Annotated in this window: 22 protein-coding genes; 10 read left to right on the top strand and 12 right to left on the bottom strand. The window is 65.9% G+C overall.

Annotated features, from left to right (window positions below; genetic code table 11):
• Positions 1-276 precede the first annotated feature (276 nt).
• The gene (locus A5634_RS26565) at positions 277-741 is read right to left on the bottom strand and encodes a GatB/YqeY domain-containing protein (RefSeq protein ID WP_065147009.1); all 465 of its coding nucleotides are present in this window, start codon (positions 739-741) and stop codon (positions 277-279) included.
• Between the two features lie 89 nt (positions 742-830).
• Between A5634_RS26565 and A5634_RS26560 the strand changes: the two genes are divergently transcribed.
• From A5634_RS26560 to A5634_RS26540, 5 genes are read left to right on the top strand one after another with little or no spacing between them, the layout of a single operon-like run.
• A complete protein-coding gene (locus tag A5634_RS26560; protein WP_065147008.1) occupies positions 831-2,027 on the top strand; it encodes a hypothetical protein in 1,197 nt (398 codons plus the stop codon).
• 17 nt (positions 2,028-2,044) lie between these two features.
• Positions 2,045-2,695, top strand: coding sequence for a DUF4129 domain-containing protein (locus A5634_RS26555; RefSeq protein WP_065147007.1), 651 nt, complete (start codon positions 2,045-2,047; stop codon positions 2,693-2,695).
• The gene (locus A5634_RS26550) at positions 2,677-3,843 is read left to right on the top strand and encodes a DUF4350 domain-containing protein (RefSeq protein WP_065147006.1); all 1,167 of its coding nucleotides are present in this window, start codon (positions 2,677-2,679) and stop codon (positions 3,841-3,843) included. Before A5634_RS26555 ends, A5634_RS26550 begins: the two co-directional genes overlap by 19 nt.
• Positions 3,840-4,811, top strand: a complete 972-nt coding sequence (locus tag A5634_RS26545; RefSeq protein WP_065147005.1) for an AAA family ATPase — start codon at positions 3,840-3,842, stop codon at positions 4,809-4,811. The genes A5634_RS26550 and A5634_RS26545 overlap by 4 nt, the downstream gene beginning before the upstream one ends.
• A complete protein-coding gene (locus tag A5634_RS26540; protein ID WP_065147004.1) occupies positions 4,811-6,133 on the top strand; it encodes a DUF58 domain-containing protein in 1,323 nt (440 codons plus the stop codon). Before A5634_RS26545 ends, A5634_RS26540 begins: the two co-directional genes overlap by 1 nt.
• Before the next feature lie 50 nt (positions 6,134-6,183).
• Here the strand turns inward: A5634_RS26540 and A5634_RS26535 are convergent, their stop codons facing one another.
• Positions 6,184-7,176 carry a stage II sporulation protein M gene (locus A5634_RS26535; RefSeq protein WP_065147003.1) on the bottom strand — a complete coding sequence of 331 codons (993 nt, stop codon included), beginning with the start codon at positions 7,174-7,176 and terminating at the stop codon, positions 6,184-6,186.
• A gap of 57 nt (positions 7,177-7,233) precedes the next feature.
• Here A5634_RS26535 and A5634_RS26530 point away from each other — a divergent pair, with 57 nt between their 5' ends.
• A complete protein-coding gene (locus tag A5634_RS26530) occupies positions 7,234-8,115 on the top strand; it encodes an RDD family protein (protein WP_065147002.1) in 882 nt (293 codons plus the stop codon).
• Here the strand turns inward: A5634_RS26530 and A5634_RS26525 are convergent, their stop codons facing one another.
• Entirely contained in the window at positions 8,116-8,472 is a 357-nt protein-coding gene (locus A5634_RS26525; RefSeq protein ID WP_437340016.1) for a hypothetical protein, read from the bottom strand. It abuts the gene before it with no gap.
• A 180-nt stretch (positions 8,473-8,652) separates the two neighbouring features.
• Here A5634_RS26525 and A5634_RS26520 point away from each other — a divergent pair, with 180 nt between their 5' ends.
• Complete coding sequence (locus A5634_RS26520; RefSeq protein WP_065147000.1) at positions 8,653-9,363, top strand: PadR family transcriptional regulator; 711 nt, start codon at positions 8,653-8,655, stop codon at positions 9,361-9,363.
• A gap of 24 nt (positions 9,364-9,387) precedes the next feature.
• On the opposite strand, the gene glpK is transcribed toward A5634_RS26520, so the two are convergent.
• Positions 9,388-10,914, bottom strand: coding sequence for a glycerol kinase GlpK (gene glpK / locus A5634_RS26515; protein ID WP_065146999.1), 1,527 nt, complete (start codon positions 10,912-10,914; stop codon positions 9,388-9,390).
• A gap of 86 nt (positions 10,915-11,000) precedes the next feature.
• Between glpK and A5634_RS26510 the strand changes: the two genes are divergently transcribed.
• Genes A5634_RS26510 through A5634_RS26500 form a run of 3 tightly spaced genes read left to right on the top strand, consistent with a single transcriptional unit; the run spans position 11,001 to position 13,941 of the window.
• Positions 11,001-11,756, top strand: coding sequence for a class I SAM-dependent methyltransferase (locus tag A5634_RS26510; protein ID WP_065146998.1), 756 nt, complete (start codon positions 11,001-11,003; stop codon positions 11,754-11,756).
• An 18-nt stretch (positions 11,757-11,774) separates the two neighbouring features.
• Positions 11,775-13,259 (top strand): glutamate--cysteine ligase, encoded by a 1,485-nt coding sequence (locus A5634_RS26505; protein ID WP_065146997.1) that lies wholly within the window; start codon positions 11,775-11,777, stop codon positions 13,257-13,259.
• Between the two features lie 10 nt (positions 13,260-13,269).
• The gene (locus tag A5634_RS26500) at positions 13,270-13,941 is read left to right on the top strand and encodes a class I SAM-dependent methyltransferase (RefSeq protein ID WP_065146996.1); all 672 of its coding nucleotides are present in this window, start codon (positions 13,270-13,272) and stop codon (positions 13,939-13,941) included.
• A 7-nt stretch (positions 13,942-13,948) separates the two neighbouring features.
• Here A5634_RS26500 and egtE read toward each other — a convergent pair whose 3' ends face one another.
• From egtE to A5634_RS29765, 8 genes are all read right to left on the bottom strand, one after another.
• Positions 13,949-15,055, bottom strand: coding sequence for an ergothioneine biosynthesis PLP-dependent enzyme EgtE (gene egtE / locus A5634_RS26495; protein ID WP_065146995.1), 1,107 nt, complete (start codon positions 15,053-15,055; stop codon positions 13,949-13,951).
• A complete protein-coding gene (gene egtD / locus A5634_RS26490) occupies positions 15,052-16,017 on the bottom strand; it encodes an L-histidine N(alpha)-methyltransferase (protein ID WP_065146994.1) in 966 nt (321 codons plus the stop codon). Before egtD ends, egtE begins: the two co-directional genes overlap by 4 nt.
• Positions 16,017-16,739 (bottom strand): ergothioneine biosynthesis protein EgtC, encoded by a 723-nt coding sequence (egtC, locus tag A5634_RS26485; protein WP_065147010.1) that lies wholly within the window; start codon positions 16,737-16,739, stop codon positions 16,017-16,019. Before egtC ends, egtD begins: the two co-directional genes overlap by 1 nt.
• A complete protein-coding gene (egtB, locus tag A5634_RS26480; protein WP_065146993.1) occupies positions 16,739-18,007 on the bottom strand; it encodes an ergothioneine biosynthesis protein EgtB in 1,269 nt (422 codons plus the stop codon). The genes egtC and egtB overlap by 1 nt, the downstream gene beginning before the upstream one ends.
• The gene (gene egtA / locus A5634_RS26475; protein WP_437340015.1) at positions 18,004-19,287 is read right to left on the bottom strand and encodes an ergothioneine biosynthesis glutamate--cysteine ligase EgtA; all 1,284 of its coding nucleotides are present in this window, start codon (positions 19,285-19,287) and stop codon (positions 18,004-18,006) included. Before egtA ends, egtB begins: the two co-directional genes overlap by 4 nt.
• Positions 19,288-19,435: 148 nt before the next feature.
• On the bottom strand, positions 19,436-19,864 hold the full coding sequence (locus tag A5634_RS26470; RefSeq protein WP_065146991.1) for an organic hydroperoxide resistance protein: 429 nt from the start codon (positions 19,862-19,864) through the stop codon (positions 19,436-19,438).
• A gap of 38 nt (positions 19,865-19,902) precedes the next feature.
• A complete protein-coding gene (locus tag A5634_RS26465; protein WP_065146990.1) occupies positions 19,903-21,351 on the bottom strand; it encodes a catalase in 1,449 nt (482 codons plus the stop codon).
• A gap of 170 nt (positions 21,352-21,521) precedes the next feature.
• Positions 21,522-21,806, bottom strand: a complete 285-nt coding sequence (locus tag A5634_RS29765; RefSeq protein WP_081290681.1) for a hypothetical protein — start codon at positions 21,804-21,806, stop codon at positions 21,522-21,524.
• Between the last annotated feature and the right edge of the window lie 146 nt (positions 21,807-21,952).

The following is a 21,952-nucleotide window of genomic DNA, read 5'->3' as shown; positions in this document are numbered from 1 at the left end:
CCAGGCTTGGAAGACCTGCGGATCCTGAATCGCAAGCCGACCCTCACCCATCTCGAACATACGTTCGATTGTAGCACGATCCGCTGGCTCATGCTGTGATGTCTCAGGACATCGGTGACGTTTGTCTGCTGTCGGGGTGCTTGACGAACGCAACCGAGTGTGGCGGACCGATTTCTCAGAATTCGAAACCACTGGTGGTGGGATCGGGCGAATCTGTGCCGTCTGCAGTTAGCCGTCGATGAAGCCCACCAATCGCGGGACGCATCTAGTGCGTTCTTACAGCCGGTCTTTGACCGCCGCGGACAACCGTGAGCCATCGGCCTTCCCAGCGGCGATACTCGTCGCTACCTTCATCACCAGGCCCATTTGCTTCATGCTGGGCCGCTCGCCGATGGACTCGGCCACTTGAGCAATCGCGGTGTCGACGACGTCGACCACCTCGGCGTCGGTAAGAGGCGTCGGCAGGTACTCGTCGATGATGCGTGCTTCGGCATGTTCGTTAGCGGCAAGTTCGCCACGTCCGTTCTGGGTGTAGATCTCGGCAGCCTCACCCCGTTTGCGGGATTCCCTTGCCAATACCTTGAGCACCTCGTCGTCGGACAGTTCCCTTGCCTCTTTGCCCGAGACCTCCTCGGTCTGAATCGCGGCCAGCAGCATGCGCAGCGTCGCCGTCCGCAATTTCTCCTGTGCTTTCATCGATTCGGTCAGATCCGACCTAAGCCGGGATTTGAGTTCCGCCATTCCAGAGACGCTACGCGCCGACGCATGCACTTACCTGGAGGATGCGCCAGGATGGACCCCATGACAAACGTCGACAGCGGCTACCTACGGTGAGCACGCTGCCGCCTAACTACCCGGGCGATGGGTCGTCTGGGACATCCGGATATGAACCACCCCCGGCATACGCGCCGCCGCCGGCGTACGGGCCACCCCCGGCGTACGGAACACCGCCACCGAACTACAGCCCGCCCCCGGGATACGGGCCACCACCGAACTACGGGCCACCGCCGGGATACGGCCCGCCCCCGGGCGCCACGTGGGGTCCGCCGCTGGTGCCTGGCGCGGTCAAACCCGGCATCATCCCGCTGCGACCATTGACCCTGAGCGACATCTTCAACGGCGCAGTCGGCTACATCCGGGCCAACCCGAAGCCGACACTGGGCCTGACCGCAATGGTCGTGGTCATCATGCAGATCATTTCGCTGCTCGCCTCCATCGGGCCGTTGGCCGCCATGAACGAACTCGAGAGCAACAAGTCAGAACCGAGCCTCGGGGCCCTGGGCGGGTGGACTGCGTCGTTTGGCGGGAGCGCCCTGGTCGGCTGGCTGGGCAGCATGCTGCTCAGCGGGATGCTGACCGTCATTGTCGGCCGGGCGGTGTTCGGCTCACCGATCACCATTCGCGAGGCGTGGACCAAGGTCCGCGGGCGGCTGCTGGCGCTACTCGGGCTGGCGTTGCTGGAAGCCGTCGGCTTGGCGGTGGTTATCGGACTGGTCGTGGTGATCCTGATCGGCGTCGGAGTGGCGGCCAACGCCGGCGTCGCGGTGCTGCTCGGCTTTCCACTGCTGCTCGTAGTGGCTGCGCTGCTGGTCTACGCCTACACCGTGCTGCTCTTCGCTCCCGTCCTGATCGTGCTGGAACGGCTACCGGTGTTCGACGCCATCACCAGATCGTTCGCACTGGTCCGCAACGGCTTTTGGCGGGTGTTAGGCATTCGCATCCTGGCGGCCTTGGTCGTGGGAATTGTTGCCGGCGCAATCTCAGCGCCCTTCACTATCGTCGCCGAGATTCTGTTGATAGGCGCTTCAAGTACCACCACTTTGCTTATCGGCACCACCCTGTCGTCGATTGGCGGGGCGATCGGTCAGATCGTCACGGCCCCGTTCGTCGCTGGGGTCGTCGTGCTGCTGTACACCGACCGACGGATGCGCTCCGAGGCGTTCGACCTCGTCCTGCAGACCGGTGCGACTCGCGGGCCGGCCGCCGTTGAATCCACCGACAACCTCTGGCTCACGCGGCCTTTCTAGGTGAGGACCGGCTGACATTGCCTTTCATCGACATCGACCGCGATGCCGCGCATGATGCCGCGCAGCACGAACTGAGCAAGCCGATCTATCCGCGCCAGTCCCTGACCGACGTGATCATGGACAAGATCAACGAATTCCTGCAACGGCTGATGCTGAAAAGCTCGCACGTCCAAGGCGGGTGGTTCACCATCACGGTCCTGGTCATCCTGGTGGTGATCGCCATTTTCGTCGCCGTCCGCATCGCTCGCCGCACCATGCGCACCAACCGCGGCGGTGACTACGAATTGTTCGATGCCGGCCAGCTGACCGCGGCTCAACACCGTGCGACCGCGGAAGCGTTTGCCGCCGAAGGCAATTGGGCCGCGGCCATCCGACATCGACTCCGTGCCGTGGCCCGCGAGCTGGAAGAGACCGGGGTCCTTACCCAAGTGCCCGGCCGCACCGCCAACGAGTTGGCCAACGACGCGGGCGCGGCGTTGCCACACCTAGCTGGCGAACTAAGCCAGGCCGCAACGGCTTTCAACGACGTCACCTACGGTGAGCGGCCGGGAACCCAAACCGCCTACCAGCTGATCGCCGACCTCGACGACCATTTGCGATCGCGCTCAGCCGCTTCGTCGACGGTGCAACAACCGGCGGCGCAGAACTCGTGGGCGCAGGTCCGGTGACCGCCACACGTCCGGCGACCAACCCCGTCCGGCAACGACGGCCATGGCGCGGAGTGCTGCTCACCCTGGTTGCACTCGCCGTCGTCGCATCCATCACTACGTACCTCACGGCCGCGCGACCCGGCGGCACAATGGATTCCGAGGCTACGAGCCCGGCCGGCGCTCGCGCACTGGCAACATTGCTACGTGAACGTGGTGTCGACATCGTCGTCGCAAACAACGTCAGCGACGTCGAACGCGCGGCTCGTTCCGACACGCTGCTGCTCATGGCCCAGACCCAGTACCTGACCGACAACACGCTGCTGCAACGGCTGGCCGACCTGCCCGGCGACCTGCTGCTGGTGGATCCAACCACCCGTGCCCGCACAGTGCTGACACCGAAGCTGCGCAGCGGCACCGCCGGCCAATTCAACAACGATCCTAATTGTTCACTGCCACAAGCTAATCGGGCCGGCTCGGTGAATCTCGGTCCGAGCGAAGCGTATCGGACCAGGGCAGACGACCTGGACATGGTCAGCTGTTATGGCGGAGCAGTGGTCAGTTATCGCGATGCCGGCCGAACGGTCACGGTGGTCGGCACCAGTCACTTCATGGAGAACGAAGGGCTGCTCGAAGAGGGCAACGCGGCGTTGGCGATGAACCTCGCCGGCGCCCGGCCTCGGCTTATCTGGTTCGCGCCGCAGCACGTCGAGGGCCACACCACCACGTCGTCCGGGGCGCCAGGATCCATCCTCGATTTGATTCCGGAGAACGTCACGTGGATCGTCTGGCAGCTTTGGCTGGTCGTGATCCTGGTGGCGCTGTGGAAGGGGCGGCGGGTCGGTCCGCTGGTGCCTGAGGAGCTGCCCGTGGTGGTCCGCGCCTCGGAGACGGTCGAGGGCCGCGGCCGTCTGTACCGGTCTCGTCGCGCCCGCGACCGCGCGGCGGAGGCTCTGCGTACGGCGGCGCTGCAGCGCCTGGTCCCACGCCTGGGGCTGGGTCCCAACGCGGCGCCGACGGCAGTGGTGATGACCGTGGCCCAGCGCGCTGACAGCGACCCGGATTTCGTTCACTACCAGCTCTATGGGCCTCCGCCCGCCACCGACACCGACCTACTACACCTGGCCCGCGCGCTGGACGACATCGAAAGGCAGGTCACCCACTCGTGACACAAACCACCCAATCCCCCGTTGCCGACTCCGCCCGTGAAGCATTGCTGGGGCTGCGCGCCGAGATCGCCAAAGCCGTTGTGGGACAAGACGGTGTGATCAGCGGCCTGGTGATCGCGTTGTTGTGCCGCGGCCACGTACTGTTGGAAGGCGTTCCCGGAGTGGCTAAGACGCTGATGGTCCGCGCATTGGCCGCCGCGTTGCAGCTCGAGTTCAAGCGGGTGCAATTCACCCCGGACCTGATGCCCGGCGATGTCACCGGCTCGCTCGTCTACGACACCCACACAGCCGAATTCGCCTTCCGGCCGGGCCCGGTATTCACCAACCTGCTGCTGGCCGATGAGATCAACCGCACTCCGCCCAAGACGCAGGCCGCGCTGCTCGAGGCGATGGAGGAAAGACAGGTCACCATCGATGGTGAGCCCAAGCTACTACCCGACCCGTTCATCGTCGCCGCTACGCAGAACCCGATCGAATACGAAGGCACCTACCAGCTTCCAGAAGCGCAACTAGATCGGTTCCTGCTCAAGCTGAATGTGACGTTGCCCCCGCGCGACGCCGAAATCGCCATCCTCGGCCGCCACGCCCACGGCTTCGACCCGCGCGACCTGTCCGCCATCAAGCCGGTAGCGGGCCCCGCCGAACTAGCGGCCGGACGCGAAGCGGTGCGTCAGGTGCTGATCGCCGATGAGGTGCTGGGTTACATCGTCGACATCGTCGGGGCCACCCGATCATCGCCTGCCCTGCAACTCGGCGTCTCGCCCCGTGGCGCCACCGCGCTGCTGGGCACCGCCCGGTCCTGGGCGTGGCTGTCGGGACGCAACTACGTCACGCCTGACGACGTCAAAGCCATGGCCCGTCCGACGCTGCGGCACCGGGTCATGCTGCGTCCGGAAGCCGAACTCGAGGGCGCCACCCCCGATGGCGTCCTGGACGGCATATTGACCTCTGTCCCGGTGCCCCGTTAATGATCCTGACTGGGCGCACCGGGCTGCTGGCGCTGATCTGTGTCCTGCCTATTGCGGTAGCACCTTGGCCCGCAAGGGCTTTCGGACTGCTGCTGCTGGTGGTGGCGATCCTGGTGTGCATCGATATCGCGCTGGCGGCCAGTACCCGTCGCCTGAGCTTCACCCGGTCGCCGAATGGCTCGGTCCGGCTTGGTCAGCCCGCGGCGGCGGATCTGTTGATACGCAACGACGGTCGTCGCCGGTTCCGCGGACAGCTGCGTGATGCGTGGCCACCGAGTGCACGCGCCGAACCGCGCACCCACCGCTTGGTTCTCGACGCCGGCCAACACCAGCAACTGCGCACCGAACTGCATCCGGTTCGTCGCGGCGACCAGCGGGCTGCGGCGGTCACCGCCCGGTCCATTGGCCCGATGGGGTTGGCGGGACGCCAGAGCTCGCAATCGGTGCCCGGCCAGGTACGGGTGCTGCCACCGTTCTTGTCCCGCAAGCATTTACCGTCGCGGCTGGCCAAGTTGCGGGAGATCGACGGGCTGCTGCCCACCCTCATCCGCGGTCAGGGCACCGAATTCGATTCGCTGCGTGAGTATGTCGTGGGTGACGACGTCCGCTCGATCGACTGGCGGGCCAGCGCGCGTCGTACCGATGTCATGGTCCGCACCTGGCGGCCCGAGCGTGACCGACGTGTAGTGATAGTCCTGGATACCGGGCGCATGTCGGCCGGGCGAGTCGGAATCGACCCGACCGCAGCCGATCCCGCCGGCTGGCCGCGACTGGACTGGGCGATGGATGCGGCGCTGCTACTGGCGGCGCTGGCCTCACGCGCTGGGGACCACGTGGACTTCCTCGCGCACGACCGGGTAAGCCGGGCCGCCGTATTCGGCGCGTCACGCACCGAACTACTCGCTCAGCTTGTCGAAGCGATGGCGCCGTTACAGCCTGCTCTGGTCGAATCCGATTGGCGGGCAATGGTTGCCACCATTATGCGGCGTACCCGTCGACGGTCACTGGTGGTGCTGCTGACCGACCTGAACGCGACCGCCCTGGACGAGGGGCTGCTGCCGATGCTGCCGCAGTTGTCGGCCAAACACCACGTGCTGGTTGCGGCGGTGGCGGACCCGCGCGTGGCGGAGCTTGCGGCAGGGCGGTCGGATGCGGCCGCGGTGTACGACGCCGCGGCGGCCGAACGCGCCCGCAACGAGCGCCGGGCGATCGCGTCGCGTCTGCGCCGCAGCGGGGTGGAGGTCGTCGACGCCGGACCGACCGAGATCGCGCCCGGTCTCGCCGACCGGTATCTGGCAATGAAGGCGACCGGCCAGCTTTAAGACCCTTGGCACCCCGCCGACTATGCATCGGCGGAGGGGGCGGGGCCAGGCTAGGCGGTGGGGACGAAGTCGGGCGCGTCCTCGATATCGCCGGTCTCGCCGGCGGCCACGCCGCGACGGCCCAAGTACACGACGTAGAACAGGAACGCCGCTTCGGCCAGCACACCGATACCTATTCGGACGAAGGTGGGCAACCCAGACGGCGTCACCAGCGCTTCGATCAGACCTGAAACAAGCAGCACGCCCACCAGCCCGACAGCAACCGACACCACGCCACGACCCTCTTCGGCCAGCACCTGCCCCCGCGGCCGATCACCCGGTGAGATCACCGACCAGCCCAGCCGCATTCCGATCGCCGCGGCCAAGAACACCGCTGTCAGCTCCAGCAATCCGTGCGGCAGCAGCAGACCCAGCAGCAAACCACCTTTGCCCGCGTGGAACATCAGGCCGGCGATCACTCCTAAATTGGCGGCATTTTCGAAGAGCACGAAGGGTATCGGTAGTCCCAGTACGACGGACATCGCTATGCACTTGGCGGCAACCCACGAGTTGTTGACCCAGACTTGCAGCGCGAACGCAGCGGCGGGGTGGTCGCTGTAGTAGGACTCCACATCGTGGTTGACCAGCTCATCGATCTCAGCGGGCGTACCGATGACGGACTGCACTTCGGGGCTGCCGGAGACCCAGAACGCCATGACCACGACGAGTGCCAGGAACGCCACCGTCGTCGCCAACCACCACCGCCACGCCCGGTAGGCCACCACCGGGAATGACACCGTCCAGAACCTGACGAACGTGCTGGTCAGGGGGGCGTGTGCGCCGGTAACGGCAGAACGCGCCCGCGCGACCAGACTGGACAGACGACCTGTGATCAGCGAGTCCGACGACACCGAGCGCAACATCGACAGATGCGTTGACACGCGCTGGTAGAGCTCGACGAGTTCGTCGACCTCGGCGCCGGTCAGCGAACGGCGCTTCTTGATCAGGTGGTCGAGCCGGTCCCACGTGCCTCGGTGGGTCAGCAGGAACGCGTCGACGTCCACCCGAGCAGCCTACCGAGCGCGGGGGCGCACCGGTCGAAAGCCTGTAGCGTTCCCGATATGTCGGAGGTGGTAACCGGGGATGCCGTGGTGCTGGACGTGCAGATCGCCCAGCTACCGGTGCGCGCGCTCAGTGCGATCATCGACCTCACGGTGATCTTCGTCGGCTACATCCTGGGCGTGATGCTGTCGGCGGCCGCGCTGTCCCAATTCGACGATGCGTGGGTCATCGCGTTCCTGATCATCTTTACGGTGCTCGCGATGGTCGGCTACCCGGTGGCCATCGAGACCGCGACGCGAGGCCGGTCGATCGGCAAGATCGTGATGGGCCTGCGGGTGGTCTCCGATGACGGCGGCCCAGAACGCTTCCGCCAGGCCTTGTTTCGCGCACTGGCTGCGGTGGTGGAGATCTGGATGCTGCTCGGCAGTCCGGCCGTCATCTGCAGTGTGTTGTCGCCCAAGGCAAAACGCGTCGGCGACATGTTCGCCGGCACCGTCGTAGTCAGTGAGCGCGGACCCCGCCTGGCACCGCCGCCGGCGATGCCACCACCCCTGGCGGGATGGGCGTCCTCCCTGCAACTGTCCGGGCTAAGCGCCGGGCAGGCCGAGGTGGCACGTCAATTCCTCTCGCGGGCAACGCAACTCGATCCAAGACTGCGTGACCAGATGGCTTACCGGATTGCTGGCGACGTGGTTTCGCACATTGCACCCCCGCCGCCGCCGGGTGTTCCGCCGCAGTTGATCCTCGCCGCGGTATTGGCCGAACGGCACCGCCGCGAACTGGCGCGACTGCGTCCGCAGGGCTGGCCTCAACCGCAGGGCTGGCCGCAACCGCAAGGGTGGCCCTCGCCCCAGCCACAACCGCAAGGGTGGCAGCCCCAGCCACAACCACAACCACAGCCCGCGCAAAACGATGCCGGCGGGTTTTCACCCCCGAGCTAGTTACTGCATTACGGTGGCGGCCAAGATAGCTACGTCGCCCACCAGCAACGCAAATCCGACCAGCGGAACCACGATGCCGGCCCGCTTCTTGGCGGTAAAGACTGATGCGACGATCACCAGCAGGGCTACCACCGGCGGGCCGTAGAACAAGACGTCGAAGCTGAACCCACCGCCCAAATTCGAGCATCCACTGCACGAGTCGGTACTCATCACCGCACCGAGCGCAAACAGCATCACGATGGCCGCTCCGGGAACCGTGAGCAGCGCGAATACCCAGTTCACCCGCGCACGGGCGGCGGCGCCCTCGTCGTCTCCGCGTGGGGTCGGCTGGCCGGCACTACCAGGACCGGTCGCCATAGACAGGTCGTGGTTCTTGCCGTTCATCCCAAAGTTGCTACCCGGCCTTCGGGGGTCGCAAACGAGGAATTTTGAGGCCGACACGTTGCATCACGTTAGTTTCCGATATATCGTGATACAACCTGATACTCCGGAGCGTGCCGTACCGGCGCCTCCACGACAAGACCTAAGGATCCAGATATGAACACCCCATTCACTCCCCCAACCGGGCCATTCGGTCCGCGACCTGGCTTCGGCTTCGGTCCCGGCGCAGGGCCGATACCCGGCCCCCTTGGACGACGAGCGTTACATGGTGCCAGGCGGCAGGCCCGCCGGGAATTCTTCGAAAACCTTCGCGAACAGGCCCGCGATCACGACGGACCGCCCGGCTTTGGCTTCGGTCCCGGTTTCGGTCCTGACTTCGGACCGGGCTTCGGTTTCCGCCCTGGTGGGCGCGGTGGCAGACGCGGCGGTCGCGGGCGACGCGGCGACGTCCGGGCGGCCATCCTGGTGCTGCTGCAGGAACGCCCCATGCACGGGTACGAGATGATCCAGCAGATCGCCGAACGCAGCAACGGCATCTGGAAGCCCAGCCCCGGTTCGGTCTATCCCACTCTGCAACTGCTCGACGACGAGGGCTTGATCACTGCCAACGAAACCGACGGCAGCAAGAAACTGTTCGAGCTGACCGACGACGGTCGCACCGCCGCGGCCAAGGTCGAAACCCCGCCGTGGGACGAGATCGCCGAAGGTGTGGACCCGGGGCACATCAACCTGCGAACGGCCAGCCGTCAACTGTTCGGTGCCGTCGCGCAATCGACCCACGCCGCCAGCGCTGAGCAGCAGCAACGGATCGTCGATGTGCTCAACAGCGCGCGTCGGGAGATCTACGGCATCCTCGGCGAGGACTGAGCCGGCCCAGCAGCGGACTTTGGACTAAGAAACATCGACCCAATCCAGGGTCCGCTGCACTGCTTTGCGCCACCCCGAATAGCCTGCCTCGCGCTGGTCATCGTCCCAGTTCGGCGTCCAGCGCTTGTCCTCCTGCCAGTTCGCCCGCAGCTCGTCCTCGCTGTCCCAGAATCCGACCGCCAGCCCCGCCGCGTACGCAGCGCCCAACGCGGTGGTCTCGGCGACCACCGGCCGCACCACGTCCACGCCCAAGACGTCGGCCTGGATCTGCATGCACAAGTCGTTGGCGGTGATACCGCCATCCACCTTCAACACTTCCAGCCGCACACCGGAATCGGCTTCCATGGCGTCCACCACGTCGCGGCTCTGATAGCAAATGGCCTCGAGTGTCGCGCGAGCCAGGTGGGCGTTGTTGTTGAACCGCGAGAGCCCGACGATGGCGCCGCGGGCATCGGATCGCCAGTACGGCGCGAACAGACCCGAGAACGCCGGCACGAAGTACACCCCGCCGTTGTCCTCGACCTGGCGGGCCAGCGACTCACTCTGCGAGGCCCCGCTGATGATACCCAGCTGATCGCGCAGCCACTGCACCGCCGAGCCCGTCACCGCGATCGAACCCTCAAGTGCGTACACGGGTTTCGCGTCGCCAAACTGATAGCAGACCGTAGTCAGCAGGCCGTTGTCGGAGCGCACGATCGTCTCGCCGGTGTTCAGCAACAAGAAGTTGCCGGTGCCGTAGGTGTTCTTCGCCTCCCCGGAATCCAGACACACCTGGCCGACCATCGCGGCGTGCTGGTCACCGAGGACGCCGGTGATCGGCACTTCACCGCCGACGGGACCGGACTCCGACGTGAGGCCGTACGGCTGCAGCGGAGACGACGGCTCGATCTTGGGCAACATCGCGCGCGGGATGTCGAAAAACGACAGCAGTTCGTCGTCCCAGTCGAGGGTCTCCAGGTTCATCAGCATGGTCCGGCTGGCATTGGTGACGTCGGTGACGTGCACTCCGCCGCGGGTACCGCCGGTCAGGTTCCATAACACCCAGGAGTCGGCGGTGCCGAAAAGAGCGTCGCCGCGTTCGGCATCGGCGCGCACCCCATCGACATTCTCCAAGATCCACTGCAGCTTGCCGCCCGAGAAGTACGTCGCCGGCGGCAGGCCGGCCTTGCGGCGGATGACATCGCCACGGCCGTCCCGGTCCAGTGCCGACGCGATGCGGTCGGTGCGGGTGTCCTGCCACACGATCGCGTTGTAGTACGGCCGCCCGGTCTTACGATTCCAGACCAGTGTTGTCTCACGCTGATTGGTAATCCCCAGCGCGGCAATGTCTTTCGACGCGATATTGCTGGCGTTCAGCACAGACATCAGCACCGAGGCGGTGCGCTCCCAGATCTCGACCGGATTGTGCTCGACCCAGCCGGCGCGCGGCAGGATCTGGTCGTGCTCAAGTTGGTGACGGGCCACCTCGGCACCGTCGTGATCGAAGATCATGCAGCGGGTACTGGTGGTGCCCTGGTCGATTGCGGCGACGAACTCGGCGGATTCGGCCACCTATCGCTCTCCTATGGGGGTGACGTTGGACACTGCGGGTCATCGTTCATGATTGCCTAGTGGCGACTGACCAGGATATAGCGGGCATGCCGCGTGGCGGCCCGGACGCGTCCTGGCTCGACCGGAGGCTGGAGACCGATCGTGCCGAGTACATCGACCGCGACGACGTAGAACGCAAGAAGCGCGCGGCGATCCGGTCCCTGGACCGGGCCGGACGGCTGTTCGGGCTGCACAAGACGATTGCGCGCATCGTGCTGGACGAAGTCGGCGAGATAGCCGAACCCAGGATCCTCGAACTCGGCTCCGGTCACGGCGGTTTGTCGCGGACGCTGCTGAACATGCATCCCGGCGCTCGCCTCACGGTCAGCGACGTCGATCCCGCGTTGGTTGCCGCCATCAGCGCGGGTGACCTCGGTTCTCACCCCCGCGCCACGGTCCGCCAGCTGGATGCCGCCGACATCGACGCGCCCGACGGCTCGTTCGACTTGGTGGTGTTCGCGCTGTCGTTTCATCATCTGGCACCACTGTCGGCGTCACGGGTGTTCGCCGAAGGAACCCGGGTCGCAGACAAATTGGTGATCATCGACCTACCCCGGCCGCCGTCGATTCTGCATATCGCCCGGTTGGCGCAGATGTTGCCGTGGGCCATGTTTGCCATGCCCCACGACGGGATCATCAGCTCGCTGCGTGCGTACAGTCGCTCCGCATACCTCGCGTTGGCCCGGCACGCCGACCCCGACATCGACGTCAGGCTGCGCGGCGGAACCGTATTCAACCGATCGCTCCGTCCGCTGCCGCAGATCGTGGTCGCCAGCTCGGCCAGCTTGCGCAGCGGCCGGTAAACCTGTTGCATCGGTTCTGTGGGCGAAGAGGTTAAGCGCACCACGTATGACCGCATCCATCGGCGGGAGTACCGGCGCAAGTTGCGGTTGTGTCTAGACGTCTTTGAGACGATGCTTACCCGCACCAGGTTCGATTCCGCGCGGCCGCTGACCGGCATGGAGATCGAGTGCAACCTTGTCGACTCCGATTACCAACCCGCCATGTCGAATCGATTTGTGCTGGACGCCATCGCCGATCCGGCCTACCAATCCGAATTAGGCGCCTACAACATCGAATTCAACGTGCCGCCGCGTCCGCTGCTGGGTCATACCGTGCTGGACCTGGAAAAGGACGTGCGTGCCAGCCTCAACGATGCAGAGCTCAAGGCGAATGCCGGCGGCTCACACATCGTCATGATCGGCATCCTGCCCACCCTGATGCCCAAGCATCTATCCGAGGGGTGGATGAGCGAGTCGATTCGCTACACGGCTCTCAACGACTCGATCTTCGATGCCCGCGGCGAGGACATCCCGATCAACATCAGCGGTCCGGAACCCCTGAGCTGGCAGGCCGCCACCATCGCACCCGAATCTGCTTGTACCAGTATGCAATTGCACCTGCAAGTGGCACCGGAAGACTTTGCCGCCAATTGGAATGCCGCCCAAGCGCTGGCCGGGCCGCAGTTGGCGCTCGGAGCCAATTCGCCGTATTTCTTTGGACACGAGCTGTGGTCGGAGACGCGTATCGAATTGTTCGCGCAGTCCACCGACACCCGGCCGGAGGAACTGAAAACCCAGGGGGTGCGGCCCCGGGTGTGGTTCGGCGAACGCTGGATCACTTCGGTCGTCGACCTGTTCAAGGAGAACATCCGCTACTTCCCGTCGCTGCTGCCCGAATTGTCCGACGAGGACCCGGTAGCCGAACTGGCCGCAGGACGCGCCCCGCAGCTTTCCGAACTGCGGTTGCACAACGGCACGGTTTACCGGTGGAACCGGCCGGTATACGACGTCACGGAGATAGCAGGGACCGGTCGCCCGCACCTGCGGCTGGAGAATCGCGTGCTGCCAGCCGGACCGAGTGTGGTTGATATGCTTGCGAATTCGGCGTTCTACTACGGACTGCTGCGCACCATGTCCGAGGCGGAGCAGCCGGTGTGGTCGCAGCTGAGTTTTCCCGACGCGCAACACAATTTCCTGGCAGCCGCCCGCAACGGCATCGAGGCCCGCATGCATTGGCCTGGTGCTGGCGAGTTGAGCACCCGGGAATTGGTGCTCGACAAGCTCTTACCGATGGCCCACGAAGGGCTGGAGCGCTCTGGTGTCGACGTCGAGGTGCGCGAGCGGTTTCTCGGTGTCATCGAGGGGCGCGCCCGGACTGGACGCAACGGTGCCAGTTGGCAGGTATCGACCGTCCGCGCCTTGGAAGACGCCGGCATGACCCGGCCGCGGGCACTGGCCGAAATGCTGCGTCGCTACTGCGAACACATGCACGCCAACGAACCGGTGCACACCTGGGACGTCTAGGTTGGGGAGCATGAGCACACCCGAGACAATGGACTGGGACGACGCTTACAAGGAGAAGATCTTCCAAGCGCCGCCACCGTGGAACATCGGCGAACCCCAACCCGACCTTGCCGCCGTCATCGCGGCCGGCGGGGTACGTGGAGACGTCCTGGATGCCGGGTGTGGAGTCGCCGAGCTGTCACTGACGCTGGCCGCCGATGGTTACACCGTTGTGGGCATTGATAATTCGCCCACCGCCATTGCCGCGGCGACCAAGGCCGCGCAAGATCGCGGCCTCGACACGGCTACGTTCGCCGTGGCCGACATCACGAAGTTCGCCGGTTACGACGACCGGTTCCACACCGTGATGGACAGCACGCTGTTCCATTCGCTGCCGGTCGCCGACCGCGACGCCTATCTGCGCGCGGTGCACCGCGCGACCGCTCCCGGCGGCGCCTTCTACATACTGGCGTTCGCCAAGGGCGCCTTCCCGGCCGAGTTTCCGATCCGCCCCAACGAGGTGGACGAGGACGAATTGCGTTCGGCGGTAAGCAAATACTTCGAGGTGGACGAGATCCGGCCGGCATATGTGCATGGCAACATGCCTCCGATCCCCGAGTCGCCGTTCGAGTCCTACGAGCGCGACGAAAAGGGTCGGACGAAGCTACCCGCTTACCTGCTCTCCGCGCACAAGCCTGGCTGACGGAGTCTCAGGCCGAAGTCGCCGCCGTCGCTTCAATCAACGCCTCGGCGAACGTCTCCAGATCCTCGGCGGTGGTGTCGACGTGCGGGGAGATGCGCAGCACCGGCGCGGTCAACTCCCGCGGTGCCCGCTGCACACCGGCGTAAGTGGTCAGGATCCGACGCTCGGCGAGCAGCCAGTTCCGCACCTCTTCGGCGTCGGCGCCGTCGACAGGCGCCAATGTGGTGATGGCGCTGGCCTCTTCGATCTCTTCGACCACCACCCAGCCGTCGACGTCGGTCAGCAGGCCGCGCGCGGTCGCACCCCGCTTGGCCAACCCGGCCCGCACGTTCTCCGGGCCAACGGCCAAATGCTCTCCGAGTGCAACCGAAAAGCCCACCCGCGCAGCGACATTGGCCTCACCAAAGTCCAGCGGTGCGGGTAATCGTGGGGTCAGCCGCTCGTGCAGCTCGGGCCGCATCGCCAGCACGCCGACACCGCGTGGTCCGGCTATCCACTTGCGCGACGAGGAATAGGCGGCGTCGGCGCCCACCGCACAATCGATGTGCCCGAGCGCCTGGGCGGCGTCAACCACCAGCGGCACACCGAGCTCGCGGCAGAGCTTCGCCACCATCCCCAGCGGCTGCACGATGCCGCGGTGACTGGCCACCGGCGTCAGGTGCACCAGGTCGGGCGGATTCTCCTCCAGCTCGAACGCCGCGTCGTCGATGGCCAACCGGCCGTCTTCGAGCGTCGGCAATATCCGCACCTGGAATCCGTGCGCCTCCATGACGGCCAGGTTCGGTCCGTACTCGCCGGGCAGGCAGGCCAGGCTCCTGCTGTCCCGGGGCCAACTACCCAGCAACAAATCCAGCGCGTTGAGCGAACCGGTGGTGAACGCCACCTCCGCGTCGACGAGACCGAAAAGGGCGGCGACCGCGGCGCGTCCGGCGTCAAGCGTCGGTGCGGCAGCCTCGGCCGCCACATAACCGCCGACCTCAGACTCGTGCAGCGCGTGGGCGGCGGCGGCATCGATGGCCGCCAAGCTCTGGCGCGAACACGCGGCGCTGTCCAGGTGCAGCCCAGCGGCCGCCGGCCTGGCCGCGCGCCACCGCTCGGCCAGCGGGTCGCTCACTTGACGGCCAGCGACAAACCGAAGTCGCCCGCATCGTCGGTCCACCACCGAATGCGACGCAGACCCACGTCGGCCAGCTCACGGCCCACCGCGTCCGGACGGAATTTGCAGGACACCTCGGTGAGCATCTCCTCGCCGGCTTCGAAATCGACGGTCAGGTCCAGCGCCCCAATCCGAACCCGCTTGCGCTCGGTGGACCGCAGCCACATCTCGATGCGTTCTTCCTCGGCGTTCCAACGCGCGACGTGTTGGTAGGCGTCAACGTCGAAATCCGCGTCGAGTTGCCGGTTGATCACCGCCAGCACGTTGAGATTGAACTGGGCCGTCACCCCGGCGGCATCGTCGTAGGCGCGGACCAACCGACCGGTGTCCTTGACCAGGTCGGTGCCCAGCAACAGCGAGTCCCCGGACTGCATCACCCCAGACAGGGCTGCCAGGAACTGCCCACGTGGTTCGGGCGTCAAGTTACCGATCGTCGAACCCAGAAACACGAACAGCCGCTGTCCGCCGTCCGGGATTTCGGTCAGGTGCTCTTCGAAATCCCCACAGACGGCACGGATCTCGATGCCCCGGTACTCGTCCTGGATAGCGCTGGCGGTAGCGGACAGGACGCTGGCGTCGACGTCGAAGGGCACAAAGCTGCGCAGCGATGCCCGGTCCCGCAACGCATCCAGCAGCAACCGTGTCTTCTCCGACGTCCCGCTGCCCAGTTCCACCAAGGTATCGGCTCCGCTCGCCGCCGCGATCTCGGCGGAGCGGGCACGCAGGATGGCGGCTTCGGCCCGCGTTGGATAATACTCTGGCAGCCTGGTGATCTGGTCGAACAGATCACTGCCGTGCGCGTCGTAGAACCACTTGGGCGGCAAGGATTTCGGCGACTGCTGTAGGCCGACGTACACATCGTGCCGCAACGCGTTCAACGCCGCGTCCTCGGCAAGATGATTGGACAGCGTGAGCGTCATCAGAATCCTTTCGGGCGGTTCAGTGCGGTCAACGTGACGCCGTCAGCGGTAACTTCCACCAGGTGACGGTCAGGCACATCTTCCCAATCCGGGTCGTCGTCGTAGGGTTCGCTCGCCAGGACCACACCGTCGGGGCGACGCAGCACAGACAGGGTGTCGCCCCATGCGGTGGCGATTAGTCGAGAACCGTTGGCAGCCAGGATGTTCAGCCGTGCCAGCGGATCCGCGGTGCCGACTTCGTTGATCGTGTCGCCCAGGGCGTCGAGTCCGCGCTCGAAGATCATCGCCGCGAGAATCGCACTGTCGCACACTGATTCGGCTCTGCTGTGCGGTTGCAGTACGGCGCGGTCGACCACGCCGTTGTGTGACAACAGCCACTGTCCGTCGGTGAACGGCGCGGTGGCACTGGCTTCGATCGGCATGCCGATGGTGGCCGAGCGCACCGCGGCAACCACACAGTGGCTGCGCAGCGCCGGCGCGACCGACTCGAACGACGCGTCTCCCCACAACGGCGCCGGACTGCGCCAGCGGCGCGGTGTGGTCCGGTCAGAGACACTGTCAGAAAGGCTGTCGAAGAACCCCACACCCCACCCGTCGGCGTTCATCAGCCCATGCTTCTGGCGGCGCGGCGCATAGGACTGCACCCGAAGACCCTGCGGCGGGTCGAGCACCAGCGCGGCCACGCTCACCGGCTCCCCGAGCCATCCCAGGTGTCGGCACATCAGACGTCCCATGCCAGGCGGACGCCGGAGAAGATCTGCCGACGATACGGGTGGTCCCAATTGCGGAAGCTGGGGCGCAGGATGGACTGCTCGACCGCCCATGACCCACCGCGCAACACCCGGTAGTCGCCGTCGAAGAAGGGCTGGGAGTAGCGCTCGTAGATCATCGGCACGAATCCGGGCCACGGCCGCAGCGGCGAGCTGGTCCATTCCCACACGTCGCCGAGCATCTGCTCGGCACCGCATGCCGACGCACCCTGCGGGTAGGCGCCGACGGGCGCCGGGCCCAATGCGGTGCCACCCAGGTTCGCGCGGCCTTCGGGCTGCTCGGAGCCCCACGGATAGCGCCGACGGGTGTTGGTCGCCGGGTCCCAGGCGCAGGCCTTCTCCCATTCGACCTCGGTGGGCAACCGCGCCCCCGCCCACGCCGCATAGGCCTCGGCCTCGAAGTAGCTGACGTGCTGCACCGGTTCGTCGGGGGGAATGTCCTCGACGTAGCCGAACCGGGTGCGCGTGTCGGTGTTCCAGAACTGCGGCGCACTCAGGCCCGTTTGCCGGCGGTGCTGCCACCCCCGATCCGACCACCAGCGTGGCTGGTCATAGCCACCGTCGGAGATGAATTCGCGCCATTCCCGGTTGGTGACCGGAACCCGCCCGATCCGGAAGTTCGGCACCTCGACCACGTGGGCGGGACGCTCGTTGTCCAGCGAGTAAGGCTCGTCCGCGGCGTCCACGCCCAGCCGAAACGGCCCGCCGGGCACCAGCACCGACGTTCCGGACAACTCCGGACGACCCGGCGGAACCGCGCCCGTCTCCTTTAGCAGCGGAGCGCCGGTACGTAGGTTCAATGCTTGCAGCATGGTTTCGTCGTGCTGATTTTCGTGGCTGATAACCAGGCCGAACTGGAAGTCTTCCGCTTCCTCCGGCAGCGCCGCCAGCGCGTCCAGCGCGGCGTCACGGATCGTCCGGCAGAACGAGCGCGCCTTCGCCGGCGACAGCAGCGGCAATTCCACCCGACTCGCGCGGGAGTGGACAAACGCGTCGTATAGTCCCTCGATCTCGGGCGCCAGCAGGCCCGGCCGGCGCGGATCTCCACCGCGCAACAGCCACAGTTCTTCCTGCTGACCGATGTGCGCCAGATCCCACACCAGTGGACTCATCAGCGGGTCGTATTGGCGACGCAATTCGGCGTCGTCGAAATCGACCAGTCGCAGCGTGCGCGTGCGCGCCCGCTCCAAATCATCGGCGAGCCCTTGGCGCGCCGTCACGACTCCCCTTGCGCCATCCGCGACACGACCGCGGCGACGCCATGCTCGATCACCAGGTCGGAAAAGACATCCGCCGGACAGCGCCCCGCCTCGACGTTGAGCATCAATTGCTGCATCGCGTCGCGGAGTTCGGGGGACAACTCGGGCGGCAGCCGCTCGGCGGCAACGGCCAGGCAGCGGTTGGCCGCCGTGTAAAGGCGCCGATCGCCCAGCCCGATCCGCGCCGCAGTGTCCCACGCCGTGGCCACCGGTTCGACGGCCTCGGCCGCCAGGTTCGCGGCGAGCGGATCATCCAGCAGGGTGGTCAACGTCAAGGCCAGCGCGGGCCAAATGGCGGCGGGGGCGCTGTCGAGGTAGCGGATCTCCAGCCATTGCCGTGGCCGCACCGGCGGGAACAGCGTGGTCAGGTGGTATTCCAGATCGGCAATGGTGGGGCGACGGTCGTCCAGCAATACCAGGCCGTCCACCCAATCGGTGAACGGTACATAGTGCGTTACGGCGTAGGCGTCTTGAGAGTCTGGGCTACGCACCATCATCACCGGGGCCTTCAACGCGTAGCGGGCCCAGTCGGTGCCGGGATCGTCGCCGCTGACGCCCAAGACGGGCCCACACCGCGCGGAGTCCATCTGACCCCACACCCACTGCCGAGTGGACTGCCAACCGGAGAACTCGCCGTTCAACATGGGCGAATTGGCGGCGATCGCGATCATCGTGGGCCCCAAAGCGTGGGCCAGGCGCACCCGATCGGCCCACCCGGCCTGCGGACCCGCATCCAGATTCAGCTGGATAGAAGCCGTCGAAGTCATCATGGACGCGCCCGCCGCACCGCTGTGGCTCGCGGCGAAGAACTGTTCCATCGCCCGATAACGCGCGCCCGGGTTGATTCTCGCCGGCGGGCGCAATGGGTCAGCTCCCACGAAGACCAGGCCCAGCCTGGCGTCGGCAAGGGCGGATCGGAGCACCGCCTGATCACGGGTCATCGCCTCGATCGCGTCCAGCACACCACGCGCGGGAGGGCCCGAAAGTTCAACGGCGCCACCGGGTTCCACCGTGATCGCGCTCCCGCCCGGCAGCGGGCTCAGCCAGTTGAGCACCCCGGCGATCTCGTCCCAGCTCGGCCGGCGCAGGGGATCGTTCGGGTCGAAGCAGTGCGCCTCGAGTTCCAGGCCGACGCAGCGCAGCGGACCGTCGACTAAACAACCGTCGGCGATGTATTGCGCGACGACGGCCGAACTGGTCAGTTCGGTCTCGGCCGGGCGGGGAGCGACGGTGGTGACGATGCGTGTCAAATCACGCTCCCTCCGGGCCGGCAGCAGCTACCGGAGCGATAGCCACCATCTCTTCATCTTCCAGATGGTCCCGACATATTCCCGACCGAATCAACTGCACGAGGTAAACAGGTACCCAATTTCGTCGCTGAAGCCGCAGCTATACCCGGGCCGAGACGTCCACTTCGATGTTGCCCCGGGTCGCCTTGGAATACGGGCACACCTGGTGGGCTTGGTGTACCAGGTCGTCGGCCGCACTCTGCTCCAACCCCGGCAGGTAGCCGACAATCTTGCCGGTCAATCCGAATCCGCCTGCGGAGTCCTTGCCGAACCCCACCTCGACGGTGACGTCGGTCGCGTCGTCGAGCTTGACCTTGGCCTTGCCCGCCACTAACCGCAACGCACCGAGGAAGCACGCCGCATACCCGGCGGAGAACAACTGCTCGGGGTTGGTGCCCTCGCCGTTGCCACCCATTGCCTTCGGCGGGCGGGTTTCCAGGTCGATGCGGCCGTCGTCCGACTTCACGTGGCCGTCGCGGCCGCCACCAGTGGCCGTAGATGCGGTGGTGTAAACGACTTCGATACTCATGCCACGATCATGCCAGCCTCATATGCCACACCGACAGGTCAGCGGACGGTCGCCCGAACCCCCTCTTCGACCTTCTTGCCCAGATCGGCATCGACGTTGCGCCAGTATTCGAATGCCCGGGACAACACCGGCTCCTGCACACCATCGGACAAGCTGCCGACGATGTTGCTGGCCAAGCGTTCTCGCGCCGCGTCGTCGAGAACTTCGCGGACCATGGTGCCGGCCTGGCCGAAGTCGTCGTCCTCGGCATGCAGCGTGTTCGCGGCACGCACCATTTGACCGTCGGCCATCCAACGCACCTCGGCAGCGCGTGCCGGGTCGGCTTGCGGACCGCCATAGGAGTTCGGCGCATACACCGGATCGGTGACGTTACGGATCCGCATCGCGCCGTCCTTCGAGTAGCTGCGCACTTCGACCTGCGGCTCGTTCACCGGAATCTGCTTGTAGTTCACGCCGAGCCGGGCCCGGTGCGCGTCGGCGTAGGAGAACCCGCGGGCAAGCAACATCTTGTCCGGACTCAACCCGGTGCCAGGCACCGTGTTGTTGGGCTCGAACGCTGCCTGCTCCATTTCGGTGTGGAAATCCGTGACGTTGCGGTTCAACGTCATCTTGCCGACATCGATCAGCGGGTAGTCGCCGTGCGGCCACACCTTGGTCAGGTCGAATGGGTTGAACCGGTAGGTCTTGGCTTCCTCGAACGGCATGATCTGAACTTTGAGCGACCAACTCGGATACTCCCCGCGCTCGATCGCCTGCCACAGATCTCTGGTGTGGTGGTCGGCGTCTTCACCGGCGAGCCGGTCGGCCTCATCCTGGGTCAGGAATTCGATGCCCTGATCGGTCTTGAAGTGGTACTTCACCCAGAAGATCTCACCGGCGTCGTTGATCCAGCTGTAGGTGTGACTGCTGTAGCCGTTCATATGCCGCCAGGTCTTCGGAATTCCGCGATCCCCCATCAGCCAAGTGACCTGATGCGCCGATTCCGGCGACAGGCTCCAGAAGTCCCACTGCATGTTGTTGTCACGTAAGTTATTGGACTGCAAGCGTTTTTGGCTGCGGATGAAATGCTGGAACTTCATCGGATCCCGCATGAAGAACACCGGTGTGTTGTTGCCGACCAGGTCGAAGTTGCCCTCGGTCGTGTAGAACTTGAGCGCGAAACCGCGTGGGTCGCGCCAGGTGTCTGGGCTGCCGCGCTCGCCCGCCACGGTAGAGAACCGGGCCAGCATGTCGGTCTTGGTGCCTGGCTGAAAAACAGCCGCCCTGGTGTACTGGCTGACGTCGTTGGTCACCTCGAAATGCCCGAATGCGCCCGCGCCCTTGGCATGCGGCTGGCGTTCGGGAATGCGTTCCCGGTTGAACTGAGCCATCTGTTCGATGAGGTAGTGGTCCTGTAACAGGATCGGACCGTCGGGGCCGATGGTCAGCGACTGGTCGTCGCTGGGCGCAGGGCTGCCGCCGTCAGTTGTGGTGTAGCGCTCGGTCATTCGCTATCTCCTCTGGGCTGTGTAACGGAAAATCAAGGGCAACAGGCGATTTGACGCCGACCTACGGCGGGCACCGGCGTGGTGTCGGTCTCTGTCACGTGCCCAGGCATACCCCGCGACGGGGTGTACCGAAACAGGTTCGACCGCGTGTCGGCGTCGGCCGAGCCCCGCTAACGGCCGGGCGCGGTGCTAGGCGTGCTGGGCCCGGACGTCGGTGCCTGGGCAGGACCACCGGGGCCACCGGGGCCGCCCGGGAAACCGGGGCCCATGCCCGGAGGCGGCGGCCCGGGCCACCGGAACTGCCATGGCGCGCCGGCGCCGGGTCCGCCGGGCCCACCCTGTTGGAACATGCCGTGGTGGTGGCGGTGGTGATGACACTTCCCGCCGCTGAGAGCTATCGCGCCGACGAAGAAGAGGGTTGACGCGATGAACACGATCCCAGCGACAATCACCACCCAGGCGGCGACCCGGTAGAGACGTGGAGGCTTTTCGTGGTGCGGCGGCGGAGGAGGCGGTGGCGGCGGGGCCGCCTCGGCAGCCGCCGGTGTGGACGTAGGTCAGGGAGTGCTCGCCGGACGATAGCGCGACGGTGTCGAAGTCC

This window comes from Mycobacterium asiaticum, from assembly GCF_001673365.1.
GTDB lineage: Bacteria > Actinomycetota > Actinomycetes > Mycobacteriales > Mycobacteriaceae > Mycobacterium > Mycobacterium asiaticum_A.
Note: the sequence above shows the minus strand (reverse complement) of the source record. Positions and strands in the feature narration are given on the sequence as shown.

Excerpts from the sequence above, each read along its gene's own strand:
- A5634_RS26530 (WP_065147002.1), top strand. The coding sequence starts at position 7,234 with ATGTCGGAGGTGGTAACCGGGGATGCCGTGGTGCTGGACGTGCAGATC.
- egtC (WP_065147010.1), bottom strand. The coding sequence starts at position 16,739 with ATGTGCCGACACCTGGGATGGCTCGGGGAGCCGGTGAGCGTGGCCGCG.
- A5634_RS26525 (WP_437340016.1), bottom strand. The coding sequence starts at position 8,472 with ATGGCGACCGGTCCTGGTAGTGCCGGCCAGCCGACCCCACGCGGAGAC.
- A5634_RS26465 (WP_065146990.1), bottom strand. The coding sequence starts at position 21,351 with ATGACCGAGCGCTACACCACAACTGACGGCGGCAGCCCTGCGCCCAGC.
- A5634_RS26565 (WP_065147009.1), bottom strand. The coding sequence starts at position 741 with ATGGCGGAACTCAAATCCCGGCTTAGGTCGGATCTGACCGAATCGATG.
- A5634_RS26540 (WP_065147004.1), top strand. The coding sequence starts at position 4,811 with ATGATCCTGACTGGGCGCACCGGGCTGCTGGCGCTGATCTGTGTCCTG.
- A5634_RS26500 (WP_065146996.1), top strand. The coding sequence starts at position 13,270 with ATGAGCACACCCGAGACAATGGACTGGGACGACGCTTACAAGGAGAAG.
- egtD (WP_065146994.1), bottom strand. The coding sequence starts at position 16,017 with ATGACGCTCACGCTGTCCAATCATCTTGCCGAGGACGCGGCGTTGAAC.
- A5634_RS26470 (WP_065146991.1), bottom strand. The coding sequence starts at position 19,864 with ATGAGTATCGAAGTCGTTTACACCACCGCATCTACGGCCACTGGTGGC.
- A5634_RS26510 (WP_065146998.1), top strand. The coding sequence starts at position 11,001 with ATGCCGCGTGGCGGCCCGGACGCGTCCTGGCTCGACCGGAGGCTGGAG.
- A5634_RS26520 (WP_065147000.1), top strand. The coding sequence starts at position 8,653 with ATGAACACCCCATTCACTCCCCCAACCGGGCCATTCGGTCCGCGACCT.